At 51.5% G+C, this 10,763-nt stretch carries 10 protein-coding genes; 3 read left to right on the top strand and 7 right to left on the bottom strand.

The genetic code is table 11. The features are described from left to right. Positions 1-16: 16 nt before the first annotated feature. The 4 genes from AAAH10_RS09095 to AAAH10_RS09080 all read right to left on the bottom strand — a co-directional run bounded on the left by AAAH10_RS09095 (position 17) and on the right by AAAH10_RS09080 (position 3,176). Entirely contained in the window at positions 17-1,360 is a 1,344-nt protein-coding gene (locus AAAH10_RS09095; protein ID WP_343562730.1) for a type II and III secretion system protein family protein, read from the bottom strand. 73 nt (positions 1,361-1,433) lie between these two features. Then, positions 1,434-2,330: a Flp pilus assembly protein CpaB gene (gene cpaB / locus AAAH10_RS09090; RefSeq protein ID WP_343562729.1), complete on the bottom strand. Its 897-nt coding sequence runs from the start codon at positions 2,328-2,330 to the stop codon at positions 1,434-1,436. A 12-nt stretch (positions 2,331-2,342) separates the two neighbouring features. Continuing rightward, positions 2,343-2,825: an A24 family peptidase gene (locus AAAH10_RS09085; protein WP_343562728.1), complete on the bottom strand. Its 483-nt coding sequence runs from the start codon at positions 2,823-2,825 to the stop codon at positions 2,343-2,345. A gap of 117 nt (positions 2,826-2,942) precedes the next feature. Then, positions 2,943-3,176: a Flp family type IVb pilin gene (locus AAAH10_RS09080; protein ID WP_343562726.1), complete on the bottom strand. Its 234-nt coding sequence runs from the start codon at positions 3,174-3,176 to the stop codon at positions 2,943-2,945. Positions 3,177-3,512: 336 nt separating this feature from the next. On the opposite strand from AAAH10_RS09080, the gene AAAH10_RS09075 reads away from it, so the two are divergent. From AAAH10_RS09075 to lysA, 3 genes are all read left to right on the top strand, one after another. After that, positions 3,513-4,889, top strand: coding sequence for a pilus assembly protein TadG-related protein (locus tag AAAH10_RS09075; protein WP_343562724.1), 1,377 nt, complete (start codon positions 3,513-3,515; stop codon positions 4,887-4,889). 71 nt (positions 4,890-4,960) lie between these two features. Then, positions 4,961-5,590, top strand: coding sequence for a pseudouridine synthase (locus tag AAAH10_RS09070; protein WP_343562722.1), 630 nt, complete (start codon positions 4,961-4,963; stop codon positions 5,588-5,590). A gap of 109 nt (positions 5,591-5,699) precedes the next feature. Further along, positions 5,700-6,965, top strand: a complete 1,266-nt coding sequence (gene lysA / locus AAAH10_RS09065) for a diaminopimelate decarboxylase (protein ID WP_343562720.1) — start codon at positions 5,700-5,702, stop codon at positions 6,963-6,965. 49 nt (positions 6,966-7,014) lie between these two features. On the opposite strand, the gene AAAH10_RS09060 is transcribed toward lysA, so the two are convergent. Genes AAAH10_RS09060 through AAAH10_RS09050 form a run of 3 tightly spaced genes read right to left on the bottom strand, consistent with a single transcriptional unit; the run spans position 7,015 to position 10,763 of the window. Next, positions 7,015-8,187: a DUF1513 domain-containing protein gene (locus AAAH10_RS09060; RefSeq protein ID WP_343562718.1), complete on the bottom strand. Its 1,173-nt coding sequence runs from the start codon at positions 8,185-8,187 to the stop codon at positions 7,015-7,017. Next, positions 8,187-9,287 carry an imelysin family protein gene (locus AAAH10_RS09055; protein ID WP_343562716.1) on the bottom strand — a complete coding sequence of 367 codons (1,101 nt, stop codon included), beginning with the start codon at positions 9,285-9,287 and terminating at the stop codon, positions 8,187-8,189. The genes AAAH10_RS09060 and AAAH10_RS09055 overlap by 1 nt, the downstream gene beginning before the upstream one ends. A 9-nt stretch (positions 9,288-9,296) precedes the next feature. Then, positions 9,297-10,763 (bottom strand): di-heme oxidoreductase family protein, encoded by a 1,467-nt coding sequence (locus tag AAAH10_RS09050; RefSeq protein ID WP_343562715.1) that lies wholly within the window; start codon positions 10,761-10,763, stop codon positions 9,297-9,299.

The raw sequence follows: 10,763 nt of genomic DNA, 5'->3' as shown, positions 1-10,763 counted from the left end.
ACACACAGGTCAGAAATCAGCGAAGAATAAAGCCCACGGGGCCGACAGGACCCATCCGTCCTGTTCCATCCACCGGCCCCGTGGTTCCATCTGCCAGACGTGCCTTGTGGAGCCGTCCATCCAGGCTGCGTTCAAGGTCGCTGGCAGGGGAATAACCGTCTGTTGGAAGTGCAAGCTGTGTTGAAACAGGACGAACAAGGTAAGGAGTGACGATGATTACCAGTTCGGTTTCCTGTCTCTGGAATTTATTGGATCTGAAAAGAGCGCCGAGGATCGGGATTTCCTGTAGTCCCGGATACTCATTCAGATTTTGTGTGGTGTTATTCTGAAGCAGGCCTGCAATGGCAAAGCTCTGTCCACTGCCGAGATTAACAGCGGTATTGGCCCGGCGCACTGTGATGGCAGGAATTTGAAAACCGTTCAGTTGAAGAGCGCCAACATCGGAAATCTGGCTTGATTCTGTGGCCACCTTGATGTGGATGGTTTTCTCGTCCAGAACGACGGGAACAAAGTCAAGACTGATGCCAAACTGTTTGAAGGAAATTTCCAGACCGTCATCTGTCGCCAGAGGGATGGGGAATTCCCCGCCGACCAGAAAGTTGGCAGACTCACCACTGATTGCTGTCAGATTGGGTTCTGCCAGAAGCGTGATTAATCCTTTGTCATCAATGGCATCAATAACAGTTCTTAAAGCAGTGTCTCCAAAGGTAGTGTCTGCAAAGAGTGCTGATGTACCGGTAATGATATTGTTGTTGATAGCATCTGCTGACCCTGAAAAGAGCGTGACACCAAGATCACCAAAGGAGGAAGCTGCCTGAAAATTCAGCCCCAGTTCCTTGGTAATATCCCTGCTGACCTCTGCAATCTGAACCCGCAGGTTAACCTGGTTCGGGGCTGCAATGCGGAGGTGGTTTTCTATTGTTGCAGGATCACCGGTCACGCGTCCGGCAAGGGCGAGAAGACTGTTGGCCATCTCTGCGTCCTTTGCTTCACCGGATACAACCAGATTGCCGTTCAGCGAGCTGAACTGTACGTCTGTATTTGGATAGATCAGCTTTACGGTTTCATTGAGCTGTTGCGTGTTGTGCTCAATGAAGATGTTTCTCGTATAGATAAGTTCTCCACCTTTTCCGAGAACGGAAAGCGTCGTTGCTCCGTAGGTCTTCCCGTAGAGGTGAAGGCGTCTTGAGCTTTCAAGCTGAATGTCGGCAATTTCCGGATTGGCGATGAAGATGCTTTCTGCAGGTTTGCCGAGTTCAATAAAACGTCCTGCGTTGATTTCCAGCTGCAAGGGAGGGAGGGCATCCACGCCGACAGTGCTCTTGTCGGTTTCAGCGCTGTGGGACGGCGTCATTGTCATTGGTGACAACAGCAATCCGAGGGCGACCAGGGAACAAAGCTTTTTTAAAACAGTTTTTCTCATGATCCTGACCTCACTTTACCGGAACTTTTGAAATGTCATTGCCGCGGATAACCCGAATGGTTTTGGTGCTTTGCTTCTTGGCAACCTGCTTGGGAAGGTTCAGCAGCTGACTGGCTTGTGTATCAAGCGTATAGGTGGGTTCCGGCTGATAGGTGACGACACCGTTTTCAATGCTTGCTTCTTCTGTCTCTGTCAGTGCCAGACTGCGCAGAGCCATGGAGAGACGCCCGATTTCCATGGCAACAGCAATGATTTCAACCTGTTTTGCTGTGACTTCCAATGTTGCTGTTTTGGCCGGTGTGGGCGTGCCTTCACTGGCGCTGACTTTCTGGTCAACAGCCAGCACGCGAACCTTGTGCAGAATGGTTTCGGAAACCCTTCTTTCCGTTTCTCCCTCCGGCATGGAGTGCGTCAGGACAATGTCGACAAGATCACCGGGGAAGATAAAGCCAGAAATCCCGGTTGTTGCATTGATGGGAACTGAAATGGCGCGATGCCCGGCCTTCAGGACAGCAGCCAGGAAACCTCTGTCGCCGGGCTTAACGATCTTGCCTCTGGTCAGTGGTTCACCCGGAGTGATACCATTTCTCAAAACGGCACCGGTGATGTCTTCAAAGACCTGTTCTTCGGTGCGTTCCGGTGTCTGGGAAAAATAGCTTTCCAGAACAGAATCTTCCGGGAAGGAGACCCATTGTGTCATCTCCTGTTTGAGGAAACTGCCTGCAGGGACGGCTTCTTTCATCACAAGAACCATGATTTGGGGCTCTGGCTCCACCTCTTGTTGCTGATTGGCAAACTGTGCAGAGAGAGCGGCCCGCTGTGACTGAAGCCAGTTGTTTGCAAAGAAGACTGTTGCCGTTGCTGAAATCAGTGCCAGAAGGAGTATGAAGACAAAACGTACTGACATCCCGAAAACTCCTTAAATCACAAACTTTTGCCAGGTGACGAAAAAACCGGCAGCCGCAATGGCGACGCCATAGGGGATGACCTGTGGAATGTCGTGTTCAACAGGCAGGCCGTAATAAACAAGAATTTTTCTGAGAAATCCTGTCCTGACCCAGACAAGGGCAAAAAGTCCGCCAAAAACGGCTGTGAAAAACAGGAAGGATAGCCCCTGCTCAAAGCCCATGAAAAGAGAGCCTGCAGCAAGGAGTTTGACGTCACCGCCACCAAGAAATTTAAAGGCAAAAAGTATAAATCCGGCACTTAAAACGCAGGCAGCAAAAGCAATTGCAATCAGAATTTCTCCGAAGAAAAGCTGATATGCCAGTGCCGTAATGCCTACAGCCAGATTGATGTCATTGGTAATTTTGAAAGAGCGAAGATCCATCACTGCTGCAAGTGTCAGCAATGATAGAAAAACAGTCACAAGAAAGACTTCGCCGGAAATGACGTTAAACATAGTGAACTCCTGATGGATGGAAAAAGGAATTCAGATTTTTGAGAGCCCTGCCGACTGGCCGGATGGATAGAAATGGCTGCCGGCAGGGTTCGGTTGACTGTGGGTTTGCGCGAACGCTTAGCCGCCAGTTGTTGTCGTTGTTGAGCTGGAGCTCGAGCTGGAACCGGAAGAGGTTGCACTTGTGCTGGCATTGGTCAGCTCGGTGTCAACAACGCCGAAAATGGATTGCAGTGAGCCACCCATTGCCTGCAGGGCACCAATGGCAGCAACAGAAACCAGCGCGGCGATCAGACCATATTCAATAGCTGTTGCGCCAGACTCGTCTTTAAGAAATTCGTTGAACAGTTTCATGATCTAATCTCCAGATTTTTGCTTTGATCATTGAACACACAAGATCAAGTTGATGGACTTGATGATCAGACTGTCCTTTTTTTGACTGATCTTTGCAACAACTATCGTTTCGGTTTCTATGAAAAGACTAATAAAAATGCATCTAAAGATTAGTAATGTAGTAATAATTGAAATTAACATACTGTTTTTTAATGATAAAAATATTTAAATAAAATTTTAAATTAACAGTATTGTTTAAAATTAAGGGTAAATAAAAGTGATTAAAAAGTGAAAAGGAAAGGGTTTTGAGGTACTCTGCCCTTATGAAAACGTGCGCTGCATCTACAGGAATTCGGAATGAGGCAAGTTATTTTGCATATAAAACGTATGATCCGTTCCTTCACAGGAAATGAGGACGGCGCGAGTGTCGTCATGGTTGCTGTGGCGATGGTGCCCATGCTTGGCATGGCTGGTCTGGCTGTTGATACAACACGGGCCTATATGCTCAAGAGCCAGTTGAGCTACGCGCTTGATGCGGCAGGATTGGCCGGAGGCAAGGAGCTGTTTTCCGATGATCTCAACAGAACAATCAATACAGTCTTCAAGGCAAATTTCCCTGACAGCTATATGAATGCACAGATGTTGTCCTTTAATCCGGTGGTCGATGCACAAGGGGAAAGCCTGACCATTACAGCATCTGTGAGGATTGAAACCACTTTTCTGAAAGTCATTGGGCAGGACGAAATTACTGTCGCAGCCTCTACCACAATTCAACGGGCTGTTCGTGGAATGGAGCTGGCGCTTGTTCTGGATACAACCGGTTCCATGCGCAACAACAATAAAATAGGGGCCCTGAAAACAGCGGCAACCGACCTTGTGAACATTCTTTTTGGTGACAATGAAACGGTTGATGATTTCTGGGTTTCCCTGGTGCCCTTTACATCAACAGTCAATCCGGGTGCTGATCGTTTTGGATGGGTCGACAATCACAGCGCTTCCGATTTCCCCGGGACCAGCTGGAAAGGGTGTGTTGTGGCAAGGGATGCGCCGAATGACCAGAATGACGCAACGCCCGCTGAAAGTATGTTCCAGACCTTCGTCGCTCCGTCACGAAGCTATAACTATAATGACTACGAACGATTTGGCACCCGGGAATCCAATGATTACCCGCGCACGCCCAACAAGAACTGTGGCCATGAAATTACATCGCTTACAGATTCCAAATCCAAGGTTCAGGCCGGTATTGATGCGCTGACCTATTGGAGAGGCGGCGGAACAATGGGGAACATCGGTCTGGTTTGGGGATGGCGGACACTTTCCCCGAAGTGGCGGGGCCTGTGGGGGGACGATACGCCCGCTGCACAACCCTTTGACTATGACGAGCCGCTTATGGACAAGGTCGTTGTCATGCTGACTGACGGACGAAACGAGTGGGTTTCGACAGACTATACAGCCTATGGAGAACTGGGGGATGAACGTCTGGGAACAAGCAGCCAGTCTGCTGCAACAACGATCGTCAATCAGAGAATGGCAAATATTTGTGAAGCCATGAAAGATGAAGGGATCAGGATTTTCACCATTATCTTTCAGCTCAATGATGCAGCGACAGAGCAGCTTTACAGAAATTGTGCCTCCCAGGCGGATTACTATTTTAACAGTCCGGACAATGAAACCCTCCAGCAGGCCTTTCGCAAAATCGGATCGGAACTCAGTAATCTGCGGATTGCTGAATAGAAAGCTTGAGCGGAGCAGGGTGATCTGAGACAAGAGCCGGGTTGAGAGCGTGCTGTTGTCCGGAGCTGCTGGTGGATATTCTTTTTGCTGATGACTGTCTGGTGATTGTCCGAAAACCGTCAGGCCTTTTGTCTGTTCCTGGCAGGGCAGAAGACAACAAGGACTCTGTGGCCTTGAGGCTGGCTGAAATCTATCCGGATGTTCTGACGGTTCACAGGCTGGATATGGATACTTCGGGTCTTATGGTCTTTGCCCGCAGCAAGGATATTCACAGGGCACTTTCAATTGCCTTTCAGAACAAGCTGGTCAATAAGCGTTATGTCTCCCTGGTTTACGGAAAAGTCGAGCAGGAGAGAGGGGAAATTGATCTGCCCTTGCGCTGTGACTGGCCCAATCGTCCCCTGCAAATGGTTGATCACGATCTGGGAAAAAAGGCCCTGACGCGCTGGCAACTTTGCGCTCATGAAGAAAGACAGGGAGAGCCGGTCTCCAGAATTGATCTGGTGCCTATAACAGGCCGTTCCCACCAGTTGCGGGTTCACATGAAGGAATTGGGATACTCCATTCTGGGGGATCCATTCTATGCAACGGGCAAGGCTCTTGAGCTGTCAGAGCGCCTTTGTCTTCATGCGTCATTGTTGTCCTTTGTTCATCCGGTGACGGGAGAAGAGATGACGTTTCAGGATCCGGCACCTTTTTAGGGGCGCGCTCTCGGACTGAAGATATTTCCTGCTCTTTTAAAAAACAGGGTTGCTTTGGCTTTCAAAGCTGAGGCACAAAGTTCTCAAATGTTTTTTTGAGGGCAGGCTTATGCATCACTTTGATTATCGTAATGGCACTCTCTTTGCCGAGGATGTTCCGCTGACCAAAATCGCGGAAGAAGTTGGCTCACCTGTTTATGTTTACTCTGCTGCAACCTTGCGTCGGCACTATCATGTCTTTGCGGATGCCTTTGCAGATATTGATGCAATGGTGTGCTATGCGATGAAAGCCAATTCCAATCAGGCCGTATTGTCGTTGCTGGCCAGGGAAGGATGTGGTGCGGATGTCGTGTCTGCAGGCGAGCTGAAGAGGGCTTTGGCAGCAGGCATTCCTGCTGAACGCATCATGTTCTCGGGTGTTGGCAAGACACATGAGGAGCTTGCCTTTGCCCTTGAAGCCGGCATCTACTGTTTCAATGTGGAGTCAGAACCGGAACTTCGCCGTCTTTCGAAAGTTGCCACAGATCTTGGCAAGACGGCTCATGTCTCCCTGCGCATCAATCCGGATGTTGATGCAAAGACCCATGCGAAGATCTCGACAGGAAAATCCGAAAACAAGTTTGGTATTCCCTGGAAACAGGCCCCGGCTGTCTATGCCCTTGCCAAGGAGCTTTCCGGCGTTGAGGCGACAGGCATTGACATGCATATCGGCAGTCAGATTACGCAGCTTGAACCCTTTGATGCCGCATTTGCGCGTCTGGGAGAGTTGATCGGGAACCTGCGGGCGGATGGTCATCCGATTGATCATGTTGATCTGGGTGGCGGTCTGGGTATTCCCTACAAACATGATGAAGAAACGCCGCCGTTGCCGACCGAATATGCTGCTGTTGTCAAAAAGCATGTCGAGAAACTCAACTGCAAGGTGGTTTTCGAACCGGGGCGTCTGATTGCGGGAAATGCCGGGATCCTTCTGACAGAAGTCGTCTATGTCAAGGAAGGCGAAGGAAAGAACTTCGTGATTGTTGACGGAGCCATGAATGATCTGATCCGCCCGACACTTTATGAGGCACATCATGAAATCGGTACCGTGAACGAACCTGATCCTTCAGGAAAAACAATCGTTGCGGATATTGTCGGTCCCGTCTGTGAAACAGGCGATTATCTCGGTCTTGGGCGGACCCTGCCTGTTGTCGGGGAAGGGGATCTGCTGGTTGTCTATTCTGCCGGAGCCTATGGTGCTGTACAGGCCTGCACCTACAATTCCCGTCCGCTGGTTCCCGAAGTGCTGGTGGATGGTGACAGGTATCATGTCATCCGCAAGCGTCCGGCCATCGAGGACATCATTGCCATGGACAGCGTTCCGGAATGGCTCTGAGCAGAACTGTTGCATCAAGAAACAAAAAAGGCTGCATTGCAGCCTTTTTTTATACCCAGAGCAGGTGGTTGTCCCATTGCAATCGTGTGCGGGTCTTTTCAAGTCTGTAGGGATCAAAACCCAGTTCCATATCCTCTGACAGGATATCGCCTGTGCCGGTTGTCAGAAGAATGCTGTTGTTTCTGGCGCCCAGACCGCAGATGTCATTTGCTGCAAAGCTCTCAAGTTCCAGTTCGTCGGGATTGTCGAGAGCTTCGAATACAGAACCGAAAACAACGGTCCCTCCGCGTGGACTGGTAATGGCAAAGCTTTCCGCGTTCTGGGTAAAACGGACAGAGCCGCAATAGTGATTGAGGCGTTGCAGCAACTCCGGTGCAACCGGTGCGAAAGACAGGGACTCTCCGAAACGATGCAGTGCAATAAGCGGAGCGACAGTCTGTTCCGGGCCTTCATATTGAGCACCCACAATGGTCAGCAGGGTTCCGTCTTCATCCTGTGTCACGTCCAGATGACGGAGTGAACACTGGAACCATTTTGCCGGAGGTTCTGCCCGCTGGAGAACCTGTCCCTGTTGCACTGAGACGTAGGAGAGATTGGGGCGCATTGTCTCGAGATTGAGCTTTTCCCGCCCTGTGTCAGGATGTGTTTGTATGCCGCCATTGCCAACAACAAGTGTTGTACCGTCGGGAGACAGGACAAGTTCGTGGGGACCAATGCCGCCACTGTTCCATTCGCCAATGCGTTGCCAGTTCGATGTTTCCCAGATGCCGATAATGCCGATGGCTTTTTCGTAGTGGTTCTCTGTCGTGAAGACGTGGCGACCATCCCTGCTGAAAACAGCGTGGCCGTAAAAGTGTCGTTTTGCCGGGCTGGAGAGACGGGTTATCGTCTGTCCTGTTCCCATGTCGATCACTTCGGCCCATCGGCCGGGACGACGGGCTGCCATAACGACGATGCTGCCATCGGGGGAAAGGGCCGGTCCATGTGCCCGGTCGGGCAGGATGGTTTCAAAAAGAACGCCTTCTTGCAGATCATACAAAACTGCTGCATTCATACCGTCACTACGCAGGGCGGAGGACAGGAAGCGCTGGTTCCAGGTCTGTGCGGCTGCCGGGCGTGTCAAAAGTGATGCGCCCGCCAGAGAGGCAAGGGGACACAATCCCAGGGCTGTCAGGAGCTCCCGCCGATCAAGGGCAGGACCTGAAGGACGCCTGCTTCCCATCAGTCGCCATCGAGGGCATTAAAACCAATGCCCAGCCCCATGATGTTCAGCAGATCGGTTTCTACGGCATCGCGCGCGTTCAGAAGGTTTTCCCTGACAAGCTGGAGTTTCTGGTAGTTTTCCTCTGTTTCCAGAGCGGCTTGATAGCTTGGCCCCAGTTCTTCCAGCAAGGCGATGCTGTTTTTGAGGGCTGTCACTGCGATGCGATCAATGCTTTCCGCTGTTTCCTCGTCTCTCAGGAAGGATTGCATGGAGGGAGACCCGGCTTCATAGAGGGCCAGTGCAGCTTCAAGGTTGCTTTTCATATTGAGAAGGGATTGTTCGCTGCGCCAGCTTTCCGCGCGTTTCAGACGGGCTTTCTTCTGGGTTTTGCCCATGACTGACTTGAGCTTGATATCGTCCACAAACTGCAGCAGTGCAACCAGTGAGGAGTGGAGTTCCCGCGCAGTTTCCCGGGAGGAGCGGTAAGCGAGATCCTGTTCTGTCGGGGCTGTGAAAATCCTGGAGAAACCTCTCGGGTTTTGCCATTCAGAAAGTGTCTGGAAAGCGATAACCTCGATGTTTTCTGCAATGACAGGGGCCAACTGGCAAAAGTTTTTCCTTTCATCCGTCAGCATGCGTTCATAGGCAGAGAGCCCTTGCACTGCGATGCTTTTTTGAGCCAGTTCCGCGCTGGTGACGGGGCGTTCGGCCGTTTCCCTGATCAATTTGGAAAGGTGTCGCGCTGTCAGGTTTTTCTTGTCAGGCCAGAACTGCATGCGGTGATGGCGGTTGTCTTCAGAAATCGGACCAAAGCGAAAATGCTGAACGGTTTGCCAGGCCTGCATGGTTTTCCTGAAGCCCTGGAAAACATCGCTGTACTCTTCTGCGTTCAGATCGTTGTCACGACAGGCCCCGGCTGTCATTTCCGAAAGGGCGGAACTTTCTTCGGAGAGCGTTTTGTAGGACGGAACAACAACCTGTTCGGTCACGGATTTTGTCAGGGCTGACAACGCTGCGCTGTCAGCTTCCTGACCCTGTGCCGAAACAGGAAGGGAAAGGGACCCGAGAACAAAAAGCGGGCCAAGCAGGATTGAGCGATAGAGGGACTGTTTCAGCATGGGTTTCTCTCAAAGGGAGTCCAAAAAGGCGAGCAGGTTTTGGCGATCTTCCGCAGACAGGGCTATGACCCTGTCACGCGTTTCCCGAGCCTCGCCACCATGCCAGAGAATGGCTTCAAGATAATTGCGGGCACGGCCATCATGAAGGAAAAATGTGTGCCCGTTGACGATGCGGGTTTTTCCGATCCCCCACAATGGTGCTGTCCGCCATTCCTGCCCGTTGGCAAGAGCTTCAGGTCGATTGTCGGCAAGACCTTCACCCATATCATGCAGCAGCAGATCGCTGTAGGGCCAGATCTTCTGACTGGCCAGATGTGGTGAGCTTTCCGAGGGGCCTGTGACATAGCTTGGACGATGACAGTCTGCGCAGCCGATGGAATTGAAAACGGCCTTTCCGGCAAGAACTTCGGGTTTGCGGGCATCACGCCTGATTGGCAGCGCCAGGTTTCGCGTGTAGAAAAGCACCAGATCTGTAACCTTTTGCGAGGCTTCCAGATTGTCGTATTGCGGATCTGCTCCGTTTGGTGCTTTCCGGCACAGAACCTGGGATGGCGTGCATTCACCTGCATGTGACGGAAAAAGCGGAGTGGAAAGGCCGATGTCTCCGACAAAAGCTCCCTGGTTTTGCTGGTCGACATCCGGATTTCCGGCCTTCCAGCCAAAGCGCCCAAGAGCGAGCCTGTCCTGATGCAGGCTCCATACGCGCTGTGCCTTTCCGGATATGCCGTTGTTATCCTGGTCGTCCTGATCTTCACGGGACAGGATGTCCTCTTCCCGGATCAGTTCCAGCAGGCCCAGTCCGACCATTTGGGGGGCCACCCTCGGGGACAGCATGGTGTCAGGATGAAGTTCTCCGTATTGAAGATCTGTAACGCTGTAAGTCGGGTGTCTCAGGCTGACTTCAACGCCATCAGACAGGGTGATGATCTCTTCACTGTATTCAATGTGCATGCGCCCTTCGGCGGGAACGCCCTGCACGGAGAAATCCTGCAGCTGTGTGCCGTAGTTTGGTTCGGCAATGACATTGAGGCGACCGCTTTCCAGTGCACGTCGATCCTCTTCCGTTTGAGGCGGGATGCTGAGGCGGAGAAACATGGAAACAGCATTGTCTTCAGGAAAATTTGCCTTTGGAGGGTGTCCGCGTCCGTCTTTTAAATGGCAGCGCTGGCAGGAACGTGCGTTAAAAAGGGGACCAAGGCCGTCAGAGGCTTTTGTTGAAGCCGGAGAGGATACCCAGATTTTCTTGAAAAAGCCGTTGCCGACTTTGAAATCCAGCTCCTTTTCAAACGGCAGGTTGGCCGAGGAATGGGAAAAGGCGTTCTTGTTCAGACGTTTTTTATGGCTTGTGTCACCCCCCGGTTTTTCTTCTCCTGCCTCATAGAGCTCTGACGGGATGGAAGTGGCCCCTGAAGAAAACGGAAGAGCGCTGATCAGGCCTGCTAGGAGAAGGGACGGGAAAAGAATGGGGTGACGCAT

It is taken from the genome of Carbonatibacter coralli, from assembly GCF_039592655.1.
GTDB lineage: Bacteria > Pseudomonadota > Alphaproteobacteria > Kiloniellales > Kiloniellaceae > Carbonatibacter > Carbonatibacter coralli.
This window is presented reverse-complemented; position numbering and strand designations above follow the sequence as displayed.

Bases quoted from the DNA above. Each gene is read 5' to 3' on its own strand.
- AAAH10_RS09095 (WP_343562730.1), bottom strand. From the start codon at position 1,360: ATGACAATGACGCCGTCCCACAGCGCTGAAACCGACAAGAGCACTGTC.
- cpaB (WP_343562729.1), bottom strand. From the start codon at position 2,330: ATGTCAGTACGTTTTGTCTTCATACTCCTTCTGGCACTGATTTCAGCA.
- AAAH10_RS09085 (WP_343562728.1), bottom strand. From the start codon at position 2,825: ATGTTTAACGTCATTTCCGGCGAAGTCTTTCTTGTGACTGTTTTTCTA.
- AAAH10_RS09080 (WP_343562726.1), bottom strand. From the start codon at position 3,176: ATGAAACTGTTCAACGAATTTCTTAAAGACGAGTCTGGCGCAACAGCT.
- AAAH10_RS09075 (WP_343562724.1), top strand. From the start codon at position 3,513: ATGAGGCAAGTTATTTTGCATATAAAACGTATGATCCGTTCCTTCACA.
- lysA (WP_343562720.1), top strand. From the start codon at position 5,700: ATGCATCACTTTGATTATCGTAATGGCACTCTCTTTGCCGAGGATGTT.
- AAAH10_RS09060 (WP_343562718.1), bottom strand. From the start codon at position 8,187: ATGGGAAGCAGGCGTCCTTCAGGTCCTGCCCTTGATCGGCGGGAGCTC.
- AAAH10_RS09055 (WP_343562716.1), bottom strand. From the start codon at position 9,287: ATGCTGAAACAGTCCCTCTATCGCTCAATCCTGCTTGGCCCGCTTTTT.
- AAAH10_RS09050 (WP_343562715.1), bottom strand. From the start codon at position 10,763: ATGCGTCACCCCATTCTTTTCCCGTCCCTTCTCCTAGCAGGCCTGATC.